The 24806-nt window shown below is 66.0% G+C and carries 22 protein-coding genes, 2 tRNA genes and 1 riboswitch; of the genes, 15 read left to right on the top strand and 9 right to left on the bottom strand.

All coding sequences use genetic code 11. The annotated features are described in order from the left end of the window. Positions 1–5: 5 nt before the first annotated feature. Positions 6–788 (bottom strand): trehalose-phosphatase, encoded by a 783-nt coding sequence (otsB, locus tag DVO78_RS02255; protein ID WP_120003196.1) that lies wholly within the window; start codon positions 786–788, stop codon positions 6–8. Between the two features lie 23 nt (positions 789–811). Next, positions 812–2326, bottom strand: coding sequence for an alpha,alpha-trehalose-phosphate synthase (UDP-forming) (locus tag DVO78_RS02260; protein ID WP_120003197.1), 1515 nt, complete (start codon positions 2324–2326; stop codon positions 812–814). Positions 2327–2491: 165 nt separating this feature from the next. Here DVO78_RS02260 and DVO78_RS02265 point away from each other — a divergent pair, with 165 nt between their 5' ends. From DVO78_RS02265 to DVO78_RS02295, 7 genes are all read left to right on the top strand, one after another. Beyond that, positions 2492–3430 (top strand): thioredoxin domain-containing protein, encoded by a 939-nt coding sequence (locus DVO78_RS02265; RefSeq protein ID WP_157983817.1) that lies wholly within the window; start codon positions 2492–2494, stop codon positions 3428–3430. 178 nt (positions 3431–3608) lie between these two features. Next, positions 3609–3681 (top strand) — tRNA-Thr (locus DVO78_RS02270). 205 nt (positions 3682–3886) lie between these two features. Then, on the top strand, positions 3887–5353 hold the full coding sequence (locus DVO78_RS02275; protein ID WP_238385102.1) for a DHA2 family efflux MFS transporter permease subunit: 1467 nt from the start codon (positions 3887–3889) through the stop codon (positions 5351–5353). A 521-nt stretch (positions 5354–5874) separates the two neighbouring features. Then, positions 5875–5985, top strand: a riboswitch (TPP riboswitch). Further along, positions 5982–6662: a thiaminase II gene (gene tenA, locus DVO78_RS02280; protein ID WP_120003199.1), complete on the top strand. Its 681-nt coding sequence runs from the start codon at positions 5982–5984 to the stop codon at positions 6660–6662. Its footprint overlaps the riboswitch before it by 4 nt. 244 nt (positions 6663–6906) lie before the next feature. Next, positions 6907–7596, top strand: a complete 690-nt coding sequence (locus tag DVO78_RS02285) for an SDR family oxidoreductase (RefSeq protein WP_120003200.1) — start codon at positions 6907–6909, stop codon at positions 7594–7596. Between the two features lie 44 nt (positions 7597–7640). After that, positions 7641–7714: transfer RNA gene (locus tag DVO78_RS02290), tRNA-Val, on the top strand. A 113-nt stretch (positions 7715–7827) separates the two neighbouring features. Beyond that, positions 7828–9804 carry a threonine/serine exporter family protein gene (locus DVO78_RS02295; RefSeq protein ID WP_120003201.1) on the top strand — a complete coding sequence of 659 codons (1977 nt, stop codon included), beginning with the start codon at positions 7828–7830 and terminating at the stop codon, positions 9802–9804. On the opposite strand, the gene DVO78_RS02300 is transcribed toward DVO78_RS02295, so the two are convergent. Further along, positions 9784–10482 carry a uracil-DNA glycosylase gene (locus DVO78_RS02300; RefSeq protein ID WP_238385103.1) on the bottom strand — a complete coding sequence of 233 codons (699 nt, stop codon included), beginning with the start codon at positions 10480–10482 and terminating at the stop codon, positions 9784–9786. The two genes, DVO78_RS02295 and DVO78_RS02300, sit on opposite strands and share 21 nt — an antisense overlap. An 85-nt stretch (positions 10483–10567) precedes the next feature. Here DVO78_RS02300 and DVO78_RS02305 point away from each other — a divergent pair, with 85 nt between their 5' ends. Then, a complete protein-coding gene (locus tag DVO78_RS02305) occupies positions 10568–11182 on the top strand; it encodes a LytR C-terminal domain-containing protein (protein WP_157983818.1) in 615 nt (204 codons plus the stop codon). Positions 11183–11408: 226 nt separating this feature from the next. Continuing rightward, positions 11409–13046 (top strand): chaperonin GroEL, encoded by a 1638-nt coding sequence (gene groL, locus DVO78_RS02310; protein ID WP_120003203.1) that lies wholly within the window; start codon positions 11409–11411, stop codon positions 13044–13046. 62 nt (positions 13047–13108) lie between these two features. Here the strand turns inward: groL and DVO78_RS02315 are convergent, their stop codons facing one another. From DVO78_RS02315 to npdG, 4 genes are all read right to left on the bottom strand, one after another. Continuing rightward, a complete protein-coding gene (locus DVO78_RS02315) occupies positions 13109–13399 on the bottom strand; it encodes a WXG100 family type VII secretion target (RefSeq protein ID WP_120003204.1) in 291 nt (96 codons plus the stop codon). 202 nt (positions 13400–13601) lie between these two features. After that, entirely contained in the window at positions 13602–14894 is a 1293-nt protein-coding gene (locus DVO78_RS02320; RefSeq protein WP_120003205.1) for a PucR family transcriptional regulator, read from the bottom strand. A gap of 20 nt (positions 14895–14914) precedes the next feature. Further along, the gene (cofD, locus tag DVO78_RS02325) at positions 14915–15952 is read right to left on the bottom strand and encodes a 2-phospho-L-lactate transferase (RefSeq protein WP_120003206.1); all 1038 of its coding nucleotides are present in this window, start codon (positions 15950–15952) and stop codon (positions 14915–14917) included. 29 nt (positions 15953–15981) lie between these two features. Beyond that, complete coding sequence (gene npdG / locus DVO78_RS02330) at positions 15982–16638, bottom strand: NADPH-dependent F420 reductase (RefSeq protein ID WP_202912062.1); 657 nt, start codon at positions 16636–16638, stop codon at positions 15982–15984. Between the two features lie 177 nt (positions 16639–16815). On the opposite strand from npdG, the gene DVO78_RS02335 reads away from it, so the two are divergent. From DVO78_RS02335 to DVO78_RS02345, 3 genes are read left to right on the top strand one after another with little or no spacing between them, the layout of a single operon-like run. After that, a complete protein-coding gene (locus DVO78_RS02335) occupies positions 16816–17790 on the top strand; it encodes an ABC transporter substrate-binding protein (RefSeq protein ID WP_120003207.1) in 975 nt (324 codons plus the stop codon). Next, a complete protein-coding gene (locus DVO78_RS02340; RefSeq protein ID WP_120003208.1) occupies positions 17787–18833 on the top strand; it encodes a FecCD family ABC transporter permease in 1047 nt (348 codons plus the stop codon). The genes DVO78_RS02335 and DVO78_RS02340 overlap by 4 nt, the downstream gene beginning before the upstream one ends. Continuing rightward, positions 18830–19621, top strand: a complete 792-nt coding sequence (locus DVO78_RS02345; protein WP_120003209.1) for an ABC transporter ATP-binding protein — start codon at positions 18830–18832, stop codon at positions 19619–19621. The genes DVO78_RS02340 and DVO78_RS02345 overlap by 4 nt, the downstream gene beginning before the upstream one ends. Before the next feature lie 18 nt (positions 19622–19639). Here DVO78_RS02345 and DVO78_RS02350 read toward each other — a convergent pair whose 3' ends face one another. Both DVO78_RS02350 and cofE read right to left on the bottom strand, forming a co-directional pair. Beyond that, entirely contained in the window at positions 19640–20323 is a 684-nt protein-coding gene (locus tag DVO78_RS02350) for a CofC family guanylyltransferase (RefSeq protein WP_120003210.1), read from the bottom strand. Beyond that, positions 20304–21077, bottom strand: coding sequence for a coenzyme F420-0:L-glutamate ligase (cofE, locus tag DVO78_RS02355; RefSeq protein ID WP_238385104.1), 774 nt, complete (start codon positions 21075–21077; stop codon positions 20304–20306). The genes DVO78_RS02350 and cofE overlap by 20 nt, the downstream gene beginning before the upstream one ends. A gap of 327 nt (positions 21078–21404) precedes the next feature. On the opposite strand from cofE, the gene DVO78_RS02360 reads away from it, so the two are divergent. The 3 genes from DVO78_RS02360 to DVO78_RS02370 are packed head-to-tail and all read left to right on the top strand — an operon-like array spanning position 21405 to position 24800. Further along, on the top strand, positions 21405–22253 hold the full coding sequence (locus tag DVO78_RS02360) for a nitrilase-related carbon-nitrogen hydrolase (protein ID WP_120003211.1): 849 nt from the start codon (positions 21405–21407) through the stop codon (positions 22251–22253). A gap of 44 nt (positions 22254–22297) precedes the next feature. Further along, entirely contained in the window at positions 22298–23725 is a 1428-nt protein-coding gene (gene hydA, locus DVO78_RS02365; protein WP_120003212.1) for a dihydropyrimidinase, read from the top strand. A 46-nt stretch (positions 23726–23771) separates the two neighbouring features. After that, the gene (locus tag DVO78_RS02370) at positions 23772–24800 is read left to right on the top strand and encodes a TIGR03842 family LLM class F420-dependent oxidoreductase (protein ID WP_120003213.1); all 1029 of its coding nucleotides are present in this window, start codon (positions 23772–23774) and stop codon (positions 24798–24800) included. The last annotated feature ends 6 nt before the right edge of the window (positions 24801–24806 follow it).

Consider the following 24806-nt stretch of genomic DNA (forward strand, 5'->3'; position numbering starts at 1 on the left):
GGTCCTCAGTGTAGGGGCACCTGCGCCCTGGCGTCAGCGAGTCTGTTGAGCACCTCGGCCAGGGCCTCCGGTTCGGGAATCCGATAGTCGGCCTTGGTCTGACCCTCGCCGACCTTGACCCCCAGGTCTCCGGTGCGGAGCACGGCGAAGCCGTGTTCGTCGGTGACGTCATCGCCGGCGAAGAACACCGCATCAGGTGATGTCAGCTCGCGCAGCTCCTCGATGGCTTCGCCCTTGGTGGACTGCACCACGACTGCTTCCAGGATGCGTTTGCCCTCTTTGACATGCGCCCCGTCGACCAGGCTCAGTGCGGCGCGTGCCTGGTCCAGTACCTGCTCGCCACGGCTGTGGTCTGTGATGTGACGGACATGGACCGCCCCGCCAGCCGGTTTGTGCTCCACCCAGGCGCCCTCATGCTCGGAGGCGATGGACTCCAGGACCTCGAGCACCTGGGCGCGAGCGGTCTGCTCGGCGCCGGTCAGCTCCAAGCCGGGGGAGTCCGGTCCCAGCCAGCGCTCCGCGCCGTGGGAGCCGAACAGCAAGGCGCCCTGAGGCGGACGCGCAAGCGCACGCAGGGTCTCCAGGGGGCGCCCCGAGACATAGGCCAGGGTCACCCCAGCCTGTTCGGAGAGCCGCTCGATGGCCTGCGCATTGGCCGGAACTGGCCGGGCGGAGGCGGCATCGGCCACCAACTCGGCCACGCAGCCGTCAAAGTCCAGGCACAGCAGGACAGTGTCCTTGGCCGCGAACTGCTCAACGGCGTCGGCGAGTTCGGGTGAAAGCGTCACAGAGAACCTCCCTCATGGCGTGGTCACAGTTGTCCCAGTCGGTCAAGGAAATCCTCGGCCCAGCGCTGCACATTATGGGAGACCACCTGGCGGCGCAGTGAGCGCATCCGCTTGCGCACGTTCTCCCGGTCCAGGGTGGTGGCTTGCACGATGGCGGCCTTGAGCTCGTCGATGTCATGGGGGTTGATCAGCAGCGCCTGCCGCAGCTGGTCCGCCGCGCCGGTGAACTCGCTGAGCACCAGCACCCCGGTGCCGTCCTTGCGCGCTGCCACATACTCCTTGGCCACCAGGTTCATCCCGTCGCGCAGCGCGGTCACCAGCATCACGTCTGCGGCCAGGTACAGCGCGACCATCTCCTCTATCGGGTACGAATGGTGCAGGTACCTGATGGCGGTGTGGCCCATGGTGTCGAACTCGCCGTTGATCCGGCCCACCGCCAGCTCGATCTCATCGCGCAGACGCTGGTAGGACTCCACGCCCTCGCGGGAGGGTGAGGCGATCTGCACCATAGTGTGTTCTCCGGCCCGGATACGGCCCTCCTGCAGCAGTTCCTCGTAGGCCTTCATGCGGTGCCGGATGCCCTTGGTGTAGTCCAGCCGGTCCACGCCTAGGAAGATCGTCTCCGGGTTGCCCAGCTCGGCCCGGATCTGCGCGGCCCGGGCGATGATCTTGGGGTCGTTGGACAGCTCCACGATCCGCTCGGTGTCGATGGAGATGGGGAACGCCTTGGCCTCCGAGCGGCGGAAGGTGCCCTCTGCAGGCGCTGACAACTGGCGGGATGCGGTGCCGCGGGCAGGGTCGGCGTGGAAACCTTCGAAAGGTGCTTCGGCGCCGTCGTCCTCCAGAGGAACGTGCACCTGGTCCGACCTGATGTAGTAGCCCAGTCGGTACCGCACCGCGCGCTGGAAGTTCCGGGCGTCGGACTCGCGCTGGAAGCCGATCAGGTCCGCCCCCAGCAGTCCCTTCATGACCGAATGGCGCCACGGCAGCTGGGCGAACAGGCCCGGCGGGGGGAAGGGGATGTGGTTGAAGAAGCCGATCCTGAGGTCCGGGCGAAGCTCGCGCAGCATCTGCGGCACCAGCTGCAGCTGGTAGTCCTGCACCCACACCGTGGCACCTTGGGCGGCGACTTTGGCGGCTCCCTCGGCGAAGCGCCGGTTGACCTTCTGGTAGGCGTCCCACCAGTGGCGGTGGAACAGCGGCCTGGCGATCACATCGTGGTACAGCGGCCACAGCGTGCCGTTGGAGAAGCCTTCGTAGTAGTCTTCGACCTCCTGGGCGCTCAGCGCCACCGGGTGCAGGTGCATATCGGCGTGGTCGAAGGGCTCCAAGGTCTCATCGGCGGCGCCGTGCCAGCCGACCCAGGCTCCCTCTGAGCTGGACATGATCGGAGCCAGGGCGGTGACCAGCCCTCCAGGTGAGCGCTGCCAGCCGATGGAGCCGTCATGGTGGGTGATCCGATTGACGGCCAGCCGGTTGGCGACGACGACGAAGTCGTACCCGGTCTGATATCCGCCCTTGTCAGCTGTCTCAGTCATCGCCGCTGTGCCCCTTTCTCCTTATTGCTCTTACCCTACCGTGAGCAGCACTCAGGTGTGATGGTTGGCACCTTTCTGGCGGCTGGAGCGGAGGTTCCAGGACTTCGGTTGTACCCTGGTAGCTGTTGTTCATCTCCCTCTACCGCGTTCAACGGAGACAAATCTATGGCACGAAACGGCGGCGCAAGCGCACGCGAACAGGCTCGCAGGCTCCAGCAGGAGCAGGAGCGCAAACGGAAGCTCCAATCTTTGCTGCTGCGCATCGGCGTCGTGGTGGTAGCACTGGCCGTCGTGGTGGGTCTGACGTTCTACGTGGTGACTCGGGAGGACAACGGAAGCTACACCGAAGGTCCGGCGCCGGCCGCCGCCAACGAGCAGGGCGGCATCGTCCTGACCTCCTCCACCGAGCTGGCCGAGGGCGACGATCTGAGCACAGTGGATTCCGAAGAGATCGATGATGCGCTCACCGTCGGCTCTGCCGGTGACCTTCCGCCCGGTGTGGAGCCCCGCGAAGAGGGTGAGCCCCCGCATGTGGTCATCTATACCGATGCCGGCTGTCCCGGCTGCGGAAGCTTCGAGCAGCAGAACCATCAGATCCTGATGGAATGGCTCGATGCCGGGGCCATCACCCTGGAGTACCGTTCGGTTGACTACCAGCTGCCGTATTCGGCGCGCGCTGCCAATGCGTTCTTCTGCATGGCTGAGGAGTACCCCGAGCACTACGGCTCCTTCCTCGGCTCGGTCACCGCAGAGCGGGCCCAGGGGGCGGAGTACTCCAACGACGAGCTGGCCGCCCGTGCTGAATCAGACTACGGAGTGGACATCTCCCAGTGCATCGCTGACGGGGATTACCGGGCCATGGTGAACTACACCACCACATTGGCCTCTGCCAATGGTGTCTCCGGCACCCCGTATGTCTATGTGAACGGTGAGTTCGTCGAGGATCTCGGCGCCACAGCTCAGGTGATCCTCGCCGCAGTGGAGGAGTATCAGGAAGAGCTCGGTGAGGACCTGGTGGAGTCGCCTGAGGAAGACCTCGAGGATATCGACGACGAGGACGCCCCGGAGCAGTCCGACGCCGAGGACGCTGACGACGACGAGTAGCGCGGTGCGGGCAGCCCGCGCCCGGTCCTTGACGTCTGGATTCGGAATGAATGTCGAGGCATGGGTGGAGGTTACATCGGGGGCCTCGACCCCCACGCCTGAAGCCGTTGAGTTGGTCAGACAGGTGCGTTCGGCGTTAGACTGATATGTCGCGTCGTCGTACCCAAGACGTCCGCAAGCCTCCTTAGCTCAGCTGGTAGAGCAGCTGATTTGTAATCAGCAGGTCGTCGGTTCGAACCCGGCAGGGGGCTCTCTGATGCCGAAGCGTGCGGGAATGTTCTCACAGACCCGGGGCGTTCGGCTCTGTGTGGTTCTTCCCGGTGCCATGGGGATTCTCGACCACATTCACCACAGCTAGCGCCCAGCGGCATCAAGCACCGTGCCTCCCCTGGGCTGATGGAGGCCCTCATGTTGTCTGATACGGAATCTCAGCCGCTTGCGTTCGAGGATCGGCGCATGCCCAGGGCTGACAAGCTCACCATCGGAGCACTGCTGGTGGCGGCTTTCGTGATGATTCTCAACGAGACCATCATGAATGTGGCCCTGACTCCGCTGATGCAGCAGTTCCAGGTCTCCGAGCCCACGGTGCAGTGGCTGACCACAGCTTTCATGCTCACCCTGGCCGTGGTCATCCCCACCACCGGCTACATCATCGGCAGGTTCAGCCTGCGTGGTGTCTTCACCGCAGCGATGGGCCTGTTCCTCCTGGGTACCGTATTGTGTGCTGCCGCCCCGGGATTCAGCTTCCTGGTGGCTGGCCGGGTGGTCCAGGCAGCCGGCACCGCCATCATGCTGCCGCTGCTGATGACCACTGTGCTGACCCTGGTGCCATTGCGCCGCCGCGGGGTGGTGATGGGGAACATCGCCATCGTCATCTCTGTGGCACCTGCCACCGGGCCTACGTTGTCCGGGTTCATCCTGCACATCGCCGAATGGCGGTGGCTGTTCCTGACCGTCCTGCCCATCGCGCTCATCGCGCTCGTGCTGGGCCGCCCCCGGCTGAGCACCACGCCGGGGACGGTCGGCAAGGGCCTGAACATCCCCTCCCTGCTGCTGGCGGTACCCGGCTTCGGCGGCGTGGTCTACGGGATCAGCCAGATCGGCGGCGGCCACGGCACAGAGGATGTGGAGGCCGCTGCTGAGGGTCCCGGCGTCGATCCTCTCGCCGTCGGGGTGCTGGCGCTGGGTGTGCTCTGTGTGATGGCCTTTGCTCTGCTACAGGTGCGGCTGCAGAAGACCGACTCCGCCCTGCTGAGCCTCAAGCCCTTCAAGTACTCGATGTTCACCCGCAGCCTGATGATGATGCTGCTGATGATGGTGGCACTGTTCGGTGCGCTCATCCTGCTGCCGCTGTTCCTGCAGTCTGTCAGGGGTCTGGATACGCTGGCCACTGGCCTGCTGATGCTTCCCGGTGGCCTGCTGATGGCGCTGCTGGCACCGTTCGTGGGGCGTCTCTACGACCGGGTCGGGCCCAGGCCCCTGGTCGCCCCCGGCGCGGGGATTCTGATCGCAGCGCTGTTCGGCTTGAGCCTGCTCGGTCCGGAGACCCCGCTGGGGGTGGTGCTGAGCCTCCACCTGGTGCTCTCCGGCGGGCTCGCCCTGCTGTTCACCCCCGCTTTCACCACCGCGATGAATCCGCTTCCGCAGCCGCTGTACTCCCATGGGTCAGCGGTGCTCAACACCCTGCAGCAGCTGGCGGCCGCTGTGGGCACCGCGGCTCTGGTGGCGGTGGTGGGCATCGGCTCTGCCGTCGCTGCTTCCCAGGGTGCGGGGCCGGAGGAGGCGGCACTGGAAGGGTTCCGGATTGCCTTCCGGGTCGCTGCCGCACTGAGCATCGGCACTCTGCTGCTGGGGCTGAGCCTGCGCGCCACCAGCTCCGACGACGACGCCTCGGCGGGTGCGTCCACTCCGGTCGCTCGCTGAGTCGGCCGGCCGTTCTGAGGGCGGGCGTCAGGAGGGATCGGAGGCGGCGGGGTGGTTGAGCCTCTCGGTGGCTCTTAGGTGACATGGGCGTCGTCGCGATGGACGAGTGCTGTCATTTCTTGCTGATCACCGCAACGTCGCCCCTGTTCCCAAAGCAACAACAGCACTCGTCGCCGAGGAAGGCTTCTGGGCGAGAAAAGACTGGGCAGGCAGGAGCTGACACGCGCGGGCCATGCACACATTTCTGTTTATAACCCCGGTTTTGCACTCTGTGGTGCCCAGACTTCGGGAAAACAAAGGGGACCAGCCCGCACCGAGCTGGTCCCCTTTCAGCGAGTTGCTGCTCGCTGTATCGCACCCAAGTGATGTCTACCTTACACATAGCTCGCCTGATTAGGCAATACATGTCTTTCGAAATGCTTGCCGCGCAGGCTCCTGCTTGGTGCCTTCCGGCCGTGACCTGCGGTGATATGCCCTTGGTGTGAGGCACATCATGGAAAAACCCAGTCTGATAGCGTCGTGTAATGTCCGAGGGGTGCTCCGGGAGGGGGCTGAGACCGCGCAGAGTCCGCGTGGGACCCTATGAACCTGATCCAGTTCGAACTGGCGTAGGGAAGGGAAGTGCGACATGACGCTCTTCGAGGAGCTTAAGCATGCTGCGGCAGATGACTGGTCTGACTACACGCACCACGAGTTCGTCCGGCAGCTGGGAAGGGGGAGCCTGGCCCAGCCGGCCTTCCGTCATTATCTGGTCCAGGACTATCTGTTTCTGCTTCAGTTCGCGCGCGCCTACGCACTGGCCGCCTATAAGGGTCACACCTTCGCAGATCTGGCCAAGGGCCAGCGGGGGCTCACCGCGATCATCGAAGAGAGTGAGCTGCACGTCAGGCTGTGTGCCGGGTGGGGGATCACTCGGGAGCAGATGGAGGCAGCACCGGAGCATCCGGCCACTGTCGCCTATACCCGGTACGTGCTCGACGCCGGAATGCGGGGAGATCTTCTGGATCTCCAGGTGGCGCTCGCGCCCTGCGTGGTGGGGTATGCGGAGATCGGCGCCAGGCTCCAGCCCGCGCTTGAGGCCGACCCTGAGCACCCCTACGCGGAATGGATCGCGGAGTACGCCGGCGAGGACTCGCAGCAGCTGGCCGCAGAGGCGATCGCAGAGATCGAAGAGCTCGGCGCCCGTTTCCTCTCCCCGGCGCGGTTCCCTGCGCTGGCTGAGACCTTCGCCACCGCCACCCGCATGGAGACCGCCTTCTGGCAGATGGGCCTGGACCTCGGAGACCCGATTGAATCGAGTGGAGAGTGAGCTTGCTCGGACTCTTCCGAGACCCGACTGAGCTGCGTGAAATGTGCCGCTTGCGGGACTATTTCCGAAGTGACTGAGGGTTGCCCGCTCTGCGGACAGGTGAGGCTTTGCCCGCCGGCGGAACCAGCGGCTTCAGGTGTGATGGTCAGCCTGGGCTGACCGAGAGCCGAGCGGGCTTTGCCCGCCGGCGGAACCAGCACCGCACCAGCAGGAATAGGCATGGCTGAGACGTGTTGTGCCTGGTATGACTGAGCAGAAGAACATCGTCATCGTCGGCGGGCACGGCAAGATCGCCCTGCTGACTGCGCCCAGGCTGATAGACGCCGGATTCGCCGTCGACTCTCTCATCCGCAACCCCGCACATGCCGAAGAAGTCGAGGCCACCGGCGCCGCACCGGTGCTCCTGGACGTCGAGCAGGCTGAGACGCAGACGCTCGCTGAGGCATTCGCCGGGGCCTGGGCTGTGGTGTTCTCCGCCGGGGCCGGTGGGGGAAACCCGGCCCGGACCAAGGCCGTGGACCACCTGGCGGCCGTGCGCACCATGGATGCGGCAGCCCAGGCCGGAGTCAGCCGCTATGTGATGGTCTCCTACTCGCGTTCGGAGGTGGACATCCACTCGCTGGACCCGGAAAGCTCCTTCTACCCCTATGCCGAGGCCAAGCACCATGCGGATCACTACCTGCGCGGCACTGAGCTGGACTACACCATCCTGGGTCCTGGCAGGCTGACCGATGAACCTGCCAGCGGGTCGGTCATTCTCACCGATGCGGCAGGCGCTGCCGGTACCAGCGCGCAGGGCGGTGCCGAAGCCACCCGGACCTCCCGCGGCAACGTCGCCGAGGTGATCCGTCATGTACTGGTCAGTGGTGCCGCCAGCCGGCAGGTCATCAACTTCTTCGACGGGGATGCTCCCATCTCCGAGGCCATCAGCTGAATTGGGCCGCAGCGCCGCCGGGTGCTAAGATTTTGTGGTTCTCAGGATCTGTAGCTCAGCTGGTTAGAGCGCACGCTTCACACGCGTGAGGTCGATGGTTCGAGTCCATTCAGATCCACGTACGGGGCAGTCTGCCTCCGACTGCCTGAATCTCAGGCTCATACGTTCTCTTCACCCGGTAGGTCCGTTTCGGCGGGCCTACCGGTGATTGTCTTGTGTGCGGGAGGATCCATGCCAGAGCGGGAGAGATACTCCGCTGAGTCCGCTCAGCGGAGTCATGACGACGACGCCGCCCACCACACTAAGCCCATCGATCCCGTTGTCTCAGGACCGTCCACCGATACCAGCCTGACCCCGGTCGTCCGCCCCTCCGAAACCTCTCCGGAGCAAGATGAAGGACTCGTCAAAACGCTGACCGGTTCGATCGCCGCCTCCTGGGCCTCCGCTGCCGAGGAAGCCCATCTGGAGTGGCAGGAGTACGATGCCGAGGCTGCCGCACGTGCTGCCCAGGAGGCTGAGGCCGAAAGCGCCGAGGTCACGCGGCACGCCTACCGGGATGACTTCTCACTGGCGGAGACCATAGAGCCTCCGGTCGCCACCTCAGCCATGCCTGTGGTGACACCGCAGACCGGGGCCACCGGGCCCATCAGCCTGCCGATCACTGCCCCCTCGACGCCGCTGCCGCGGATTGCGCCCTCCGAGCCGATCCGGAGGCGCCCGGCCCTCCGCCCTTCCTGGCTCAAGCCCAAAAAGCGAGCAGGGGGCCGAAGCTCCACGATCTTCGACCGCAGTGTCTTCGACCGGCGGCTCAACCCGCAGCACGTCTTCACCAAGATCATGCAGACCGAGCGGCCGGTCACCGATCAGCAGTCGATCATCGACCGGCTGCGGGGTACTCCCTTCCAGAACACGGTGCAGGGCGATCAGTACGGCGCCGGGAACGAGCTGGAGACCATCAACTTCGTCCTGGACCTCGCCGAAGCCCTGTTCCGCTACGGTGCTGGTGCCCTGGAAGTCGAGACCTCCATCATCGCGGTCACCGCCGCCTTCGGGATGCGGAACACCGATGCGGACATCACCAACCAGTCCATCATCCTCAACTGGGCCCCTGAGGGACAGATCCCCTATTCCCGGGTCCGGGTGGTGCGCTCCTGGTCCTCGAACTTCCAGGCGCTTTCGGCCGTGCACCGCCTGGTGACAGACATCACCTCTGGAAGGCTCACCCGGGCTGAGGCGGAGGACCAGCTCAAGGAGATCACCCGCCAGCCCAAGCCCTACCCGCGCTGGATGGTGACGCTGTGCGGAGCACTGTTCGCCAGCTTCTTCGCGGCCTACCTCGGCGCACCGGTGCTCGACGCCGCTGCAGGTTTCGCTGCCACTCTGGTGGTGCTGTGGGCCACCCGCCAGCTGACTGCATGGCGGGTGCCGGAGTTCTTCGCGCTGGCCTCCGGAGGGTTCATCGCCTCAGCCTTCGCCATGACGGCCTTCGGGCTGGATGCCGACATCACCCCCTCCATGGTCACCGCCGGCGGACTGATGATCCTGCTGCCCAGTGTGCGCATTGTCAGTGCCCTCCAGGACGCCATCAACGGATTCCCGATCACCGCAGCCGGCCGCCTGGTCTCCTCGATGATCGCCTTCGCAGGCATGACGGCCGGCATCATGGCCGCCGTCGTCGGTGCCGAGATGGTCGGAGTGGTCCAGACCGAGCTGGCCCAGGACCTTGACCGCATCTACCCCGCACCGGTGCTGATCGCGCTGGTGTTCGCCGCCTGCAGCGCCGCAGCGATCGTTGAGCAGACCCGCCCCGTGCTGATTCTGCCCACCGGCGCTGTCGCCGCCCTGGGCTTCTGCGCGCTCTACCTGGGGGAGCTGCTCGGCCTCGGTGATCGCTTCACCCCGGTGATCGGGGGCCTGGTGGTGGGCGCGCTGGGCCGCGTGGTCGCGCTCCGGTGGGGCGCACCTCAGCTGGTGGTCGCCGTGCCAGCCATGATGTTCATGCTGCCGGGCCTGATGGTCTTCCGCGGCATGTACCAGATCGCGATCGAAAACACCGCCGGCTCCATGATGGGCGGCATCTTTGAACTGTTCAATGCGCTGATCATCATCATGGCCATCGCCGCCGGCATTGTGCTCGGTGATGTCATCATGCGGCCCTTCACCTCAGACATGCAGGCCAACGAGCGCTCAAACACCCGCCGCCGGTAGTCTCCACTCCACCGGAGTCACCCCCAGCCTCTGCAGTGCGGCATTGGTCCGGGAGAACGGCCGGGATCCGAAGAAGCCGCGACTGGCTGAGAGCGGCGAGGGATGCGGGGAGGTGATCACCTCGGTGTGCGGACCGGAGTTCAGCACCGGCTGCAGCTGCCGCGCCTGGGCGCCCCACAGGATCGAGACCAGCGGAGTGCCGCGCTCGGCCAGGGCTCGCACCGCGGTCTCGGTGACAGCTTCCCAGCCGATGCCCCGGTGTGAGGCCGGTGCCCCGGCGGCCACGGTCAGGACCCGGTTGAGCATCAGAACCCCCTGCTGGGCCCAGGCGGTGAGATCACCGTGGCTGCTCGGCGGGATGCCCAGATCGCTGTGCAGCTCTTGGAAGATATTGATCAGTGACCGCGGCAGCGGCCGGACGTCGGCGGCCACCGCGAAGGACATGCCGATCGGGTGCCCCGGCGTGGGGTAGGGGTCCTGGCCGATCACCAGCACCTTGACCTGGTCGAACGGCTGCCGGAAGGCGCGAAGAACATTGGCCGGCTCGGGCAGAATGCGTTCGCTGCGTCGCCGTCCCTTCAGCTCCTCGGCCACTGCGGCGAACTGTGCCTCCGCGGGAGCCAGCGCCCGCTCCCACCCAGGGTCCAAGGGATCGATCAGCTGCTCAAAGGTGCTCACACCACACCAGGGTAGACCACCCACAGCGGTCCGAAGTGCGCGGATATTCACCGTCACCGGGCGACACGCCCGTAGGATGGGTTCCATGAGCCAGTTCCCCCATGACGATTTCGATGAGGTTCCGCCCTACCGGCAGGACGAAGTCGGCAAACACCGCGCCCCAGGAGCAGCACCGGCCGGCGGAGCCACCGGGTCCTCAGGCGTGGCCAAGTGGATCGGTCTGCTGGTGGTCGCGGTGCTGGTGATCGTCGCCGTCGGCTGGTTCGTCACCCGGGACGGCGACGACGGCGCCCCCGTCGCCGAGGAGGAGAACGGCCAGGAGGAAGCTGATCCGGACGAGGAGAACGGTGACAACGGCGCTGAGGGTGAGAACGGCGAGGACGGGGAGAACGGAGCCGAAGAAGAGCCCGGGGGCGGGCTCAGCGATGAGCATCCGGTGCGCGCGGTCAACGCCGGGGCCCCGGACGGCTCCGCAGGTCAGCTGACCAGCCAGCTGCAGGAGCTGGGACTCGATGTGGGCCAGTCCCTCGACTGGAACTTCGCAGAGTGGAGCACCCCTACCACTCCGCAGGTGATCTACCCCGAGGACGAGCAGCAGGAGTTGGCCGAGGCCATCGCTGCCGAGCTGGGGATCGACACGGTGAGCCAGAACGAGTCCTGGAGCACCATTGTTGTGGTCATCGGCCCTGAGTACGAGTAGGCCGCAGAGCGTCTTCCTCCTTGCACTCTCAGCGTCAGAGTGCTAAAAATTGTTTTAGCACTCTCGTGTCGAGACTGCTAAGACGAACCCATCAGATGAGGCTCTTAGAATGCCTGGAGTGACACCCGGGCGTGGGCCGTCCGTCGCGGGCATCTGACTCCAGGTTCGACTTATTGACGCGAATACCGTCCGAATCTACTCACGTCCAGGAAGGACTTGTGCCGATATGGCTAAGACCATTGCATTCGACGAAGAGGCCCGCCGGGGCCTCGAGCGGGGCCTGAACAGCCTCGCCGACGCCGTCAAGGTCACCTTGGGCCCCCGCGGCCGCAACGTTGTGCTCGAGAAATCATGGGGCGCACCGACCATCACCAATGACGGCGTCTCCATCGCCAAGGAGATCGAGCTCGAGGATCCCTACGAGAAGATCGGTGCCGAGCTGGTCAAGGAGGTCGCCAAGAAGACCGACGACGTCGCCGGCGACGGCACCACCACCGCCACCGTCCTCGCTCAGGCCCTGGTCAAGGAGGGCCTGCGCAATGTGGCCGCCGGCGCTGACCCGATGGGCCTCAAGCGCGGCATCGACAAGGCGGTCGACGCCCTGACCAGCGAGCTGCTGGGCTCCGCCAAGGAGGTGGAGACCACCGAGCAGATCGCCGCCACCGCTTCCATCTCTGCTGCTGACCAGCAGATCGGTGAGCTGATCGCCCAGGCCCTCGACAAGGTCGGCAAGGAAGGCGTGATCACCGTTGAGGAGTCCAACACCTTCGGCCTGGAGCTTGAGCTCACCGAGGGCATGCGCTTCGACAAGGGCTACCTCTCCGGCTACTTCGTCACCGACGCTGAGCGTCAGGAAGCAGTTCTGGAGGACCCGTACATCCTGATCGTCAACTCCAAGATCTCCTCGGTCAAGGACGTCATCGGCGTGCTGGAGCAGGTCATGCAGTCGGGCAAGCCGCTGCTGGTCATCGCCGAGGACGTGGAGGGCGAGGCCCTGGCCGCGCTGGTGGTCAACAAGCTCAAGGGCACCTTCAAGTCTGTGGCGGTCAAGGCCCCCGGCTTCGGTGACCGCCGCAAGGCCATGCTTGCTGACATCGCCATCCTCACCGGCGGCCAGGTGATCGCCGAAGAGGTCGGCCTCTCCCTGGAGAACGCCACCCTGGATCTGCTGGGCACGGCCCGCAAGGTGGTCGTCACCAAGGATGAGACCACCATCGTCGAAGGCGCAGGCAGCGCCGATGAGATCTCCGGCCGGGTCAACCAGATCAAGGCTGAGATCGAGAACACCGACTCTGACTACGACCGCGAGAAGCTGCAGGAGCGCTTGGCCAAGCTGGCCGGCGGTGTCGCGGTGATCAAGGCCGGTGCCGCCACCGAGGTGGAGCTCAAGGAGCGCAAGCACCGCATCGAGGATGCCGTGCGCAACGCCAAGGCTGCTGTGGACGAGGGCATCGTCGCAGGCGGTGGCGTGGCCCTGATCCAGGCCGGCGCCCAGGTGTTCGGCTCCCTCTCCCTGGAGGGCGATGAGGCCACTGGTGCCAACATCGTGAAGTTCGCCATCGAGGCTCCGCTGAAGCAGATCGCCATCAACGCTGGCCTGGAAGCCGGCGTGGTCGCCGAGAAGGTCAAGTCCCTGCCCATCGGTGAGGGGCTCAACGCCGCCACCGGTGAGTACGAGGACCTGCTGGAGGCCGGCGTGGCCGATCCGGTCAAGGTCACCCGCTCTGCTCTGCAGAACGCAGCCTCCATCGCCAGCCTCTTCCTCACCACCGAGGCCGTCGTCGCCGACAAGCCTGAGCCGCAGCCGGCCGGCGCACCCGGCGGTGACATGGACGGAATGGGCGGCATGGGCGGCATGATGTAACCCCACCCCACTCGAGAAGAAACCCGCAGCCACCCGGTGGCTGCGGGTTTCTTCTCTGCCCGTCAGTGGCCGAACATCTTCGCATTGGCCAGTTCAGTGTCTTCATACTGCGTACTGGCTGCGGACATCGCCTGGCGCACGCTGGCCAGGGACTGCTCCACCTGGGCCTGGGTGGCTCGCCACTGGGTCAGTACGTCCTGGAATGCGCCGGAGGCGGCGCCCTTCCAGGTCTCCTGGAGCTGACGCAGCTGTCCCTCCATCGAGTTGACATCCGACTGGATGCGGCTCAGGGTCGCCTCCACTGTGCCGGATTTGGCCATCAGGTCGCCGGTGTCGATCTGGAATACTGCCATGATGGATCTTCCCTTCCTGTGCTGGGGAGTGCGGGAGGAATGGGGCTCCTCCCGCACCCACGCTAGAAGGTGCCTGCCGGCCGGAAGGGGGCCGGATGTGTGTCTGTGGACTGGCCGGCGAGCCGGCGGGTCCCGGACCTCATCTGGGGAAAACTCTCCGCCCGGTGTTCCCAGGCTGGACTCCTGACGAGGATGCCGCCGGTCAAGCCTGCCCCGTGAGCCCCTCCAGCAGCAGAGCGATGTGCAGAGTGGTCAGGGTCTCCCCGTCCAGCCGGCGGCCCAGAGTCCGTTCCAGCCGGGAGATCCGCGCATAGAGGGTGGGCCGGGAGACGCCCAGTGTCCTGGCCAGCTCAGCCTTGTTGTTGCCGATAGCCAGTGAGGCAAGCACCAACTGCCGCATCTGCTCCCCCTCTGCGCCGCGGAACGGTGCCAGATGGTGGTCGAGGAACCATGCCGCGTGTGGGCTGTCCGCAAGATGAACGAGCAGGCCGGTCAGACCCAGATCCGCCGCTGTCCAGAAACCGCACTGGGAGACCTGCGAGGGGATGCTGCCCATCGGCGAACGCTGCATCAGCTCGGCGGCCGAGGCGGCAATCCTGGCGGTCGTTCCTAAAGTCTCCGGTGATTCCGGCAGCGCAATGGGCCCGGTCCCCAGGGCCACGGTGTAGCGAGGGATGATCTCCTGGTTGCGCCGTCGCACCACCTCCTGCCGGAGTCCGGTGCAGAGCTTCTGCGGAACGCCGTGGGCCAGCAGCACCCAGATCTCCCCGGCGCCGCCGGATCCGACCAGGGCCGGAAACCGCAGCGAGCTCGCGGAGCTGCGAATCAGCGCTGCCAAGAAGGGGGCCTGCCCGTCGGCGGTGTCCCGGGGCCCGTGGACGCCGTGAATGCGGAAGACCATCGGGGTGTACCGCGCTCCGGCGGGCATGCCCAAGGCTTTGGCCCGGTCGAAAATCTCCTCCTGCGGCAGACCTCCGGGAGAGGCGAGGTCGTCGAAGAGGTTCGTGGTGGCGCTGACGATCGGGTCCCAGGCAGAGGAGGGCGCCTCGGCCAGGCCCAGCTGCCGGGACACCAGCTGCCGGTGCAGCGCCTCAGTGATCTCCACAAAGCGCACGATGCGCCTGAAGAGCAGCAGCGGTGTCAGCTCGGGGTCTTCGACCGTCTCACGCTCAGCGGCGACCTGCTGCAAGGCGCTGCGCAGACGGGGCCGGTCCTGCAGGACTTCGATCGCCAGCGCCGCCGCACCGATTCCGTCGAGATCTGCCATGTAGCCGTGCAGGGCGGGCACCAGGTCATCGCGGTCCTCGCGCAGGCGGGGAAGGGTGGAAAGCACCAGCTCCCCGCCCTGGAGCATATTGCCCGGAAGCTCCTGCCCGATGATATGCACCCAGCGAATAGAGCGGTCCATACGAGCTGAAGGGGTGAGCAGCTCTGGACTTCCCGTGGAGATCGGCTCAAGCTGCAGCGCCTCGTGCAGAGTCAGCGGATCGGACATATCCCTGACTTTACATCCTGTCAGGACGCCGAGGGCCTGTGTCCCCGGGGCTCTGCGGCGGCGTGGGCGCTCAGCAGCGCCTGCTCGGCGAGACGCCGGCTGGCGCCGTCGTCATGCATCCACAGCGGAACCGCGCGTGCGGTGAGTCCCCCGGCCTCCAGCGCTGTCAGTGCGGAGGCGTCCTCGGTGTCCACCAGCCAGGTGTCCAAGACCCCGCCGCGGCTGCGCGCCCCGAAGCTGAGCCCCACATTCTCCGCGGTGCAGGACTGTCCCAGTGCTGCCAGACACTGGGCCGCCATGCCATGGACTGCAGCCCCGCCGATGATCGAGGAGATGCCGACCACCGGTGCGCGGGTCTGCTGCACCGCCTGGCGGATCCCGGCAATGCCTGGCACGCCAGGGTGCCCAGCGGCACCCGGAAACCCCAGGACGGTTCCGAGGGAGACCACCGGGTTCGACGGCGCCAGGATCACCAGGTCGGCCTCGGTGATCGCCTCCACCACGCCTGCTGCCGGAGCCGCCTGCTCCACCCCGCGCTGAACGAATCGCCGAGCAGCGGCTGAAGCCCGGGTCCGCACCCACCATTCTTCGAAGTGCATGGTGCCCTCGGCAGTCTCCACCCAGGTCTCCGCCTCATCGTCGGTGGCCGGAAGCAGGCGCGGCCCGGACCGCAGACCCTCCCAACGCAGGCACAGCTGCGCGGTCGCCTCGGAGAGGGTCAGACCTTCGCGGAGCAAGGTGGTGCGGGCCAGATGGGTGCCCAGGTCAAGGTCGCCGAGGGTGAACCAGGGCCAGCCGACGCCGTAGGCCTTCAGTTCGGCGCCGACCCGCTCGGACTCCCCGGCGCGCCCCCACCCCCGCGCGGTGTCATTGACTCCGGCCAGGGCGTACATCATCGAGTCCAGGTCGGGGCAGACCCGCACTCCGGTGAGCCACATATCGTCGCCGGTGTTGACGACCACGGTCAGTGAGGCGCGCTCCTCGGCGAGGGCAGACCGCAGACCGCGGGCGAACTTCGCCCCGCCGACGCCGCCGGCGATCAGCACCACCTGTCTCATGGGGACACCACTGGTGCAGCCTGGGGTGCTCAGGAGACCCCGGTCAGGGCGATGCTCGAGTTCGTCTTGTACTTCTTGTTCACCGAGATGAGCACAGCGGTGAAGGGCTCCAGGTGCCGGGCCAGGCGAAGCGGGCCCACATCGATGCCGCGGCCCCCGGTGACCTTGGCCGCCAAGGCGACGACCGTTTCCTTGGCAGCGGTGTCATCGCCGCAGACCAGGACGTCCTCGTGGCTGAGATCGTGCTCCAGCTTGTGGAGATTGACCGCTGAGAGGTGGTGGAAGGCCCCAGTGACGGTGGAGTCGGGAAGCAGCCGGGCCGCCTCCTCGGCGGCGCTGCGGTCAGGGATCTCCGCGCCGACTGGGCCCTTCTTGTCGAAGACCAGCGGATTGACACAGCTGATCACCAGTTTTCCGGCCAAGGACGGTGCAAGGGAGGCGACGACGTCGTCGTGCCCCTTGTAAGGGACCGCAAGGATGACCGTGCTGGCCCCGGAAGCCGCCTGGTCATTGGCTGCGCCGCTGATGCTGCCGGGGAAGGACTGCGTGGTGGTGAGCTCGGCGGCCTGGGCCCGGGCGCGCTCGGCACTGCGTGAGCCGAGGACAACGTCTTCGCCGGCGAGGGCGAGCCGCAGCCCGATTCCGCTACCCTGGGGGCCAGTTCCACCGATGATGGCAATAGACAACGTCTCTCTCCTTCGAGTGGGGACTTGCGCTGATGGCCGTACCAGGTTCGGCTGACCTTCATGAAAAGATATCACCGTTCTGACAGCGTGCTCCGGGGCAAGACCGTGACATCACCGCGCGGCCCCACCCGGTGGGCAGCAGAAGGACGACGACCCGATCATGGAGAGTGAGCACCGATGAACAGAGCCTCGCGTGTGTCTGCGGCAGCGTCAGTGGCTGCGCTGCTGGGGCTGGTCGGCTGCTCCTCGCACACGGCCGATCCGGCTGCCGGAACGGATTCACCAATCATCGAGAACTGCGGGTTCGACCTGCCCGCTGAGCCCACTCCGGAGCGGGTGGTGACCATCAAATCGACCCCGCTGGAGCTGATGCTCGCCCTTGACCTCTCTGAGCTGGTGGTCGGAGCGGCCTTCCTCGACGGGCCGCCGCCGGAGGAGCTTCTGCCCCGGGACTGGGAGGTGCCGGTGCTCGCCGAGGAACTGCCCGGACGCGAGGCGCTGCTGGCTGCCGAACCCGATGTGGTGTTCGCCGGCTGGGAGTCGAACCTCAGCGCCGACGGCATCGGCACCCGCGAGGACCTGAGCGATATGGGGCTGCGCAGCTACATCGCTCCGCCGGCCTGCGAATTCGGCCAGGAGGCCTCCCCGCTGAGGTTCGAGGACATCTTCGAGATGATCACCGAGGTCGGCGTGCTCTTCGCCGCCGAGGACCGGGCGGCAGCGCTGATCGATGAGCAGCGGACCGCCCTGGAGGGCATTGAGGAGCCTGAGAGCCCGCAGCAGCTGCTGTGGTACTCCTCAGGCGAAGAGACCCCCTTCGTGGGGGGAGGAACCGGGGCCCCGCAGATGATCATCGAGGCGGCAGGACACACCAACGTGGGCGCGGACCATCCGGAGACCTGGTTCAGCATGCCCTGGGAGTCCTTCGTCGACAGTGACCCGGACATCATCGTGCTGGTGGACGCTCCCTGGCACACTGCCGCCGATAAGCGGCAGCGGTTGGAGTCCCATGCTGCGGCCCAGCACATGACCGCGGTGCAGCAGGAGCAGTTCGTCGTCGTCGACTTCGCCACCACAGAGGCCGGGGTGCGCAATATCGAGGCCGTGCAGACTCTCGCTGAGTCGATCCACGTCCTGGTCGGCGATCAGTGAGCAGCTTCGGCGCCGCCTGGCGGTTACCGCGTGGTGAGACCTCCGAGCGGGGACTGCCGGGGCTTGTGGTCATCACCGTGCTGGCGGTCGGCCTGGTCGTCTCGCTCATCAGCGCAGTCTCCCTGGGCGCAGTGGATCTGCCGATGAGGGGGATATGGCAGGCGCTGACCACCGATTCTGAGCACTGGCAGATGCAGGAGACCATCCTGGTCCAGGTGCGGATTCCGCGGGTGCTGACCGCTGCGCTGGTCGGCGCCGGCCTCGCGCTGGCCGGAGCCGTGCTGCAGCGCACCCTGCGTAACCCGCTGGCTGAGCCCTATCTGCTGGGCATCTCCTCCGGCGCCTCCCTGGGGGCCGTCTCGGTGATTCTGCTGGGGGTGGCGCTGTTCCTGCCGCTGGCGGCCTTCGCCGGGGGCATCCTGGCCTTGGCGGCCACGCTGGGTCTGGGCAGCGGGCCGGCAGGCATGACCACTGAGCGGGTCATCCTGGCCGGGGTGGCGGTGACGGCCTTCTTCAGCGCGCTGACCTCGCTGGTCATCTTCCGCTCGCCGGACAGCGACGGATACCGGCAGGTGCTGCACTGGCTGCTGGGATCACTGGCCAGCTCCACCTGGCAGACTGTGACCATTGCAGGCATCACCGTCCTGATCTTCGGGGGTCTGCTGCTGGCCAGCGCCCGCCTGTTGGGGCTGTTCCACCTCAGCGACGCCGAGATCGAGGCGCTGGGCATCAACACCCGGCGAGCACGTGGGACCGTGCTGGTGTTCGCCGCGCTGCTGGCCGCTGGAATGGTCTCAGTCTCCGGCGCCATCGGCTTCGTGGGCCTGATCGTCCCGCATGTGGCCGGTGCCCTGGTCAAAGGTTCAGAGACGAAGCGGCTGATCGCCTCGCTGCTGATCGGGGCCCTGCTGCTGATCTGGGCCGATACTTTCTCCAGGACCGTGCTGCTGCCCGAAGAGCTGCCGGTGGGCATCACCACCGCCATCTTAGGAGCCACCGCCTTCGCAGTGATCATGATTCGCCGGCGGAGGGTCAGCCTATGACGCTGACGGTGACACCGCTGCAACTGAGGCGCAGCCGGGGCTTCAGCCTCAACAGCCCTGCGATGGACCTTCGGCAGGGCGAGATTCTCAGTGTTCTGGGACCCAACGGGGCCGGCAAGAGTACCTTCCTCCAGCTGCTGGCCGGACAGCTGAAGCCAGATCAGGGCAGTGTGATGTGGGAGGAACAGAGCCGGGCCGCACTGGGTCGCAGAGCCTGGGCGAAGCATGTGGCCTTCGTGTCCCAGGAGGCCAGCGCGCCGCCGGCGCTGCGTCTGGGCCAGTATGTGCGGCTGGGGCGGATTCCCTTCCGCGGGCTCTTCCAGCCCTTCACCGCCGAGGATGACACTGCGGTGGCCTCCGCCCTCGATCTCTGCGGCCTGACCGACTACGCAGACGCGTGGATGGAGCAGCTCTCAGGCGGCCAGCGCCAACGTGGACGCATCGCGCGCGCCCTGGCTCAGGACCCCGGCGTGCTGCTGCTGGATGAGCCGACCAACCACCTTGACCTGGCGGTGATGCGCAATACCGCACATCTGCTGGAGGACTTGGCCCGTTCCGGAGTCGCACTGGTGATCAGCGTCCACGATCTCGACTTCGCGGCGGTGCTCTCCGACCGGGCAGCGATCCTCCACCAGGGCCAGGTCCAGGTGATCGGGCCCACCTCGCAGACACTGACCGCGGACACGATCCGCAGATACTGGGGCGTGGAGGTGACCAGCGTCCAGGACGGACAGAGACGGCGTCACGTCCTGCGCTACGGACGTGAGCCAGGTGCCGGCGCAGGCTAGCTCAGCAACGCCTGGTCCTCACCGCTGCGAGGGGCTCACCGTACCGGCCCCGGGGCGCCGGCCGGTGTGCCGAAGATAACTGAGATAGTGCTCCGCCGTGTCCAGATCATGCCTCAGTCCGCTCTGCTGCGGAAGCTGAATCTCGGTGAAGCCGGACTCGGCATGCCGTGCAGCGGAGTCGGGGCCGAAAGCCGCTCGGCGAGGACTCCCGGGCAACAGCGCGATCACAGTGCTGCCACGCCCTGAGCAGTCAGGGACGAAAGCATCCTTGCCCAGCCTCTCCACCTCACCAAGGAGCCTGTCGACCTCTGCGGCGCCGAGATACGGCAGATCGGCGTGGATGACCAGTAGCGGTGACATCCCGTCCTGAGCCCGGATATGGCACACGGCCTCGGCGACGGCCTCATTGAGGCCACCCACCGGGGACTGCACAAGCGTCTCCACCTGATCCTCGCGGTGCCTGCCCGCCAGCTCTTCCGAGAGGTCAGCGTCTGAGACCACCAGTATGCGCCCCACAGCGCCGCTGCGCCCCAGCTGGTGCAGCACCGCGGAGGAGACGTCACGCATCAGGGTCTCGACCACCTCGTCGGACAGGTGAGTGCGCAGCCGGGACTTCGCTGTGGCGAAGTTGCGGAGCGGGACAATCGCCACCCAGCTGCCCGGGGCACCGGCCACCAAGCGGTCACTGGCTGCGTGCACCATCGGCGAACCCCTGACGGTAGGCTTCTTCGGATCCGAGGCGGAAGAGGTCGGTGTCGGCCTCGCGGAGGATCTCCCGCGCTGAGCGCGGGGTCTGACGGTCGACGTAGTGCCCCAGCCCGCGCAGCACCGCCACCGGGACACCGGAGGCCTTGCCCTTGACCAGGTCCGCGGCCGCGGCGATCTCATCAGCGATGCACCGCAGGGTGACCGAGAGCGGCTTGCCATCAGTGTCCGTCCCGCCCCGGGCGTCGTCCAGCGGTGTGATTCCCGCACAGCCGATGGCGATGTCGGTCTGCCCGTGACGCCACGGCCGGCCGACCGTGTCAGTGATCACCACCCCGATATCCGCCCCGGTCTGGGCATGAACCTCCCGCACCAGCTGCCGGGCCGAAGCGTCGGGGTCCTCCGGCAGCAGCAGAATCCGGTCGCCGGGGACGTTGCTGGCGTCAATTCCGGCACCAGCGGCCACAATGCCCAGCCTGTTCTCCACGATCAGCGGCTGACCGGTCCCAGGTGCGTGCGCGACCACCCGCACGGTTTCCTGACGCAGTGCCTCTTCCCGCTCAGCAGCCGGCAGAAAACGGCCTTCGACTTTGGAGACGGCCTTGCTGGTCACCGCCAGAACATCGCCGTCCCGCAGGGGAGCATCCGCGGTGGCATCCAGAATCTCCTGCCACAGGCAGTGGGCTTCGGTGAGCTCCGGGATGCCCAGCACAGCGGTGATGGACAGCTGAATCGGGAAGGACTGGGGCACCAGCTGCTGACACCTGCTTCCTATGGCTGGACTGCGGGCGCTCCACACACCCGCGGGGCAAAAAGATAAACGTCACCATATCCGATGCTGCGGCACCGGTTGTCAGCCGCCAAGACTTTCTGTTGACACACTGGAAAAACAACACAGCATCACGTTGACACAGTGTAAGCCTCGTGCCTCTGTCAACTCTGGGATGATCAGAACACCAGCGAGCCCCCGGCGTGGGTGCGGGCTGTGAGAAATACGGATTTAACAGTGCGCGATTGTCCGGTAACACCTCAGGCGTACAGTCTCGCGACGTAGGCACCAGCAGAAGGATGTGAGGGCATGGCCACAGTGCGCGTGGCGCTCAGTCAAACCACATGGACAGGTGACAAAGAGTCCATGCTGGACAAGCACGAGGGGTTCGCCCGGGATGCCGCACAGCAGGGAGCCCAGGCGATCTGCTTCCAGGAGCTCTTCTACGGCCCCTACTTCGGCATCACCGAGGAAGCCAAGTACTACCGTTTCGCTGAGCCTGCCGAGGGCCCCACCGTCACCCGCTTCGCCGCTCTGGCCGCGGAGCTGAACACGGTCATGATCCTGCCGATCTACGAAGAGGAGATGCCCGGGGTCTACTACAACACCGCGGTGGTCATCGACGCTGACGGCTCCCTCGCGGGCAAGTACCGCAAGATGCACATCCCGCACGTGGAGAGCTTCTATGAGAAGTTCTACTTCCGCCCGGGAAATCTGGGCTGGCCCGTCTTCGACACTGCCATCGGACGGATCGGGGTGACCATCTGCTACGACCGGCACTTCCCCGAAGGATGGCGGATGCTCGGGCTGGCCGGGGCGCAGATCGTCTTCAACCCCAATGCCTCCAAGCCTGGACTCTCCAACCGGCTGTGGGACCTCGAACAGCCCACCGCCGCAGCGGCCAACGGTTACTTCGTGGTGGTCCCCAACCGGGTCGGCAGGGAGGACAATGAGTACGGCGATCTCGCGGTGGACTTCTATGGCACCAGCTACGTGGCCGACCCGCGTGGCAACTACGTGGGTGAGCGCGGCTCCTCAGAGCATGAGGAACTGCTGGTCCGGGATCTGGACATGGACCTCATCTACCAAGTACGCGACGACTGGCAGTTCTACCGGGACCGCCGGCCCGACGGCTACGGGGCCATCACCGCACCCTGACCTCTTGACCATCAGATGCATGACATATCTCTCAAGGAGGAGCGATGCCTGACCTGATCATCACCAACGGCACGGTCATCAACGCCACCGGGACCGTCGAAGCCGATGTGGTCGTCGAGGGCGAGAAGATCGTCGGCCTGCTCAGCCCCGGCACCGCCGAGACCGCCGAGCTGCAGCCGAAGAAGATCATCGACGCCGCCGGCAAATACCTCATTCCCGGCGGCATCGACGCCCACACCCATATGCAGATGCCCTTCGGCGGCACCAACGCCTCGGACACCTTCGAGACCGGCACCCGGGCGGCAGCGTGGGGTGGAACCACCACCATCGTGGATTTCGCCATCCAGAAGCACGGCGAACGGGTCCAGGACGGTCTGGAGACCTGGCACGGGCTGGCCGCCGGCAACTGTGCCATCGACTACAGCTTCCACCAGATCATCGGCGAGGTGAACAACGACTCCCTCAAGGCCATGGAGTCCCTAGCCGATGAGGGCGTGACCAGCTACAAGATGTTCATGGCCTACCCAGGGGTCTTCTACGCAGACGACGCACAGATCCTCCGCGCCATGCAGAAGGCCCGCGACCTGGGGCTGATGACCATGATGCACGCGGAGAACGGCCCCGCCATCGACGTACTGGCCGAACAGCTGGCAGCCCAGGGCAAGACCGCCCCCTACTACCACGGCATCGCCCGGGCCTGGCAGATGGAGGAGGAGGCCACCCACCGGGCCATCATGCTGGCTGACCTCACCGACGCGCCGCTCTACATCGTGCATATGAGCGCCAAGCAGGCCGTCGAGCAGGTGGCCTGGGCCCGCGATAAGGCCAAGAACGTCTTCGGCGAAACCTGCCCGCAGTACCTCTACCTCTCCCTGGAGAAGCAACTGGGCGCCAGATCTGAGCAGTGGGGTGACTTCGAAGGCGCCAAGTGGGTCTGCTCCACCCCGCTGCGCAGCGAGGAAGAGGGCCACCTGGAGGCGATGTGGCAGGGGTTGAGGACCAATGACCTGCAGATGGTCTCCACCGACCACTGCCCGTTCTGCATGAAGGACCAGAAAGAGCTGGGCAAGGACGACTTCCGCGCCATTCCCAACGGCATCGGGTCGGTCGAACACCGGGTCGACCTGCTCTATCAGGGCGTGGTGGACGGACGGATCAGCCTGCCGCGATGGGTGGAGCTGACATCGACGACGCCGGCGCGGATGTTCGGCATGTACGGCACCAAAGGCGTCATCCAGCCCGGCGCCGATGCCGACATCGTGGTCTATGACCCCAACGGTCACACCTCCATCGGCGTGGACAAGACCCACCACATGAATATGGACTACTCGGCATGGGAGGGCTTCGAGATCGACGGCCATGTCGATGTCACCATCTCCCGGGGCACTGTGCTGGTCGACAACGGTGAATATCTCGGCACCAAGGGCCACGGCCGGTTCGTCAAGCGCGGCCTCTCGCAGTACCTCGTCTGATATGCCGACCCGCACTGCACCGGGTCCCGATGAAAGGAAACCACCGATGGAATTCGGCGTCGTCGCCCAGACCAACCCTCCAGCCGCCCGAACGATCGCCCTGGCGCGCCGGGCGGAGGAGCTCTCGTTCGACAATTTCTGGACTTTTGACTCACATATCCTGTGGCAGGAGCCCTATGTCATCTACTCCCAGATCCTCTCGCAGACCACCACGCTCACCGTAGGGCCGATGGTCACCAACCCGGCCACTCGGGACTGGACGGTGACCGCTTCGGTCTACGCGACTCTTAACGCCCACTTCGGCAATCGCACCGTGTGCGGCATCGGCCGAGGGGACTCCGCGGTGCGCGTCAAGGGTGATAAGCCGGTGAAGCTGCGGGAGTTCAAAGAATCCATCCAGGTGATCAAGGAGCTGGCCAACTCGCGTCCGGCGCAGATCAACGAGGCCAGTATCCAGTTCCCCTGGAGCCGCGGCTCACAGCTGGAGATGTGGGTGGCGGCCTACGGGCCCAAAGCACTGCAGATCGCCGGAGAGGTCGGCGACGGTTTCATCCTGCAGTGCGGAGATGTGGACATCGCCGAGTGGATGATCGCCAGCGTGCGCACAGCGGCTGAGGAGGCCGGGCGCGACCCTGAGGCGATCAAGTTCTGTGTGGCTGCACCCTTCTACGTCACCGACGGAACTCAGGAGGACTACCATCACGCCATCGAGCAGTGCCGGTGGTTCGGCGGCATGGTGGGCAACCATGTGGCTGATATCGTCACCCGCTACGGCACTGACTCCGCTGTGCCCAAGGCGCTGACTGACTACATCGCCGGCCGGCAGGACTATGACTACAACCAGCACGGGCGCTCCGGCAACGATCATGTGGACTTCGTCCCCGACGAGATCGTCGACCGGTTCTGCATGATCGGTACGGCCGAGGAGCACATCGCCAAGCTGGAGCGGCTCAAGGCTCTGGGTATGACCCAGTTCGCAGGCTACCTCGGCCATGACAAGGAGGATGCGACGATGGCCAGCTACGGCCAGCAGATCATCCCCGCTCTGCAGGACGAGATCCTGGCCCGGTCATGAAAGCAG

The sequence above is a fragment of the Nesterenkonia muleiensis genome (assembly GCF_003600155.1).
In the GTDB taxonomy this organism is placed as follows: Bacteria; Actinomycetota; Actinomycetes; order Actinomycetales; family Micrococcaceae; genus Nesterenkonia; species Nesterenkonia muleiensis.

Excerpts from the sequence above, each read along its gene's own strand:
- DVO78_RS02260 (WP_120003197.1), bottom strand. The coding sequence starts at position 2,326 with ATGACTGAGACAGCTGACAAGGGCGGATATCAGACCGGGTACGACTTC.
- DVO78_RS02320 (WP_120003205.1), bottom strand. The coding sequence starts at position 14,894 with ATGTCCGATCCGCTGACTCTGCACGAGGCGCTGCAGCTTGAGCCGATC.
- DVO78_RS02350 (WP_120003210.1), bottom strand. The coding sequence starts at position 20,323 with ATGGTGCACGCAGCCAGTGACCGCTTGGTGGCCGGTGCCCCGGGCAGC.
- cofD (WP_120003206.1), bottom strand. The coding sequence starts at position 15,952 with ATGAGACAGGTGGTGCTGATCGCCGGCGGCGTCGGCGGGGCGAAGTTC.
- DVO78_RS02370 (WP_120003213.1), top strand. The coding sequence starts at position 23,772 with ATGGAATTCGGCGTCGTCGCCCAGACCAACCCTCCAGCCGCCCGAACG.
- DVO78_RS02345 (WP_120003209.1), top strand. The coding sequence starts at position 18,830 with ATGACGCTGACGGTGACACCGCTGCAACTGAGGCGCAGCCGGGGCTTC.
- hydA (WP_120003212.1), top strand. The coding sequence starts at position 22,298 with ATGCCTGACCTGATCATCACCAACGGCACGGTCATCAACGCCACCGGG.
- groL (WP_120003203.1), top strand. The coding sequence starts at position 11,409 with ATGGCTAAGACCATTGCATTCGACGAAGAGGCCCGCCGGGGCCTCGAG.
- tenA (WP_120003199.1), top strand. The coding sequence starts at position 5,982 with ATGACGCTCTTCGAGGAGCTTAAGCATGCTGCGGCAGATGACTGGTCT.
- DVO78_RS02285 (WP_120003200.1), top strand. The coding sequence starts at position 6,907 with ATGACTGAGCAGAAGAACATCGTCATCGTCGGCGGGCACGGCAAGATC.
- DVO78_RS02265 (WP_157983817.1), top strand. The coding sequence starts at position 2,492 with ATGGCACGAAACGGCGGCGCAAGCGCACGCGAACAGGCTCGCAGGCTC.
- DVO78_RS02335 (WP_120003207.1), top strand. The coding sequence starts at position 16,816 with ATGAACAGAGCCTCGCGTGTGTCTGCGGCAGCGTCAGTGGCTGCGCTG.
- DVO78_RS02315 (WP_120003204.1), bottom strand. The coding sequence starts at position 13,399 with ATGGCAGTATTCCAGATCGACACCGGCGACCTGATGGCCAAATCCGGC.
- DVO78_RS02295 (WP_120003201.1), top strand. The coding sequence starts at position 7,828 with ATGCCAGAGCGGGAGAGATACTCCGCTGAGTCCGCTCAGCGGAGTCAT.
- DVO78_RS02275 (WP_238385102.1), top strand. The coding sequence starts at position 3,887 with ATGCCCAGGGCTGACAAGCTCACCATCGGAGCACTGCTGGTGGCGGCT.
- DVO78_RS02360 (WP_120003211.1), top strand. The coding sequence starts at position 21,405 with ATGGCCACAGTGCGCGTGGCGCTCAGTCAAACCACATGGACAGGTGAC.
- DVO78_RS02305 (WP_157983818.1), top strand. The coding sequence starts at position 10,568 with ATGAGCCAGTTCCCCCATGACGATTTCGATGAGGTTCCGCCCTACCGG.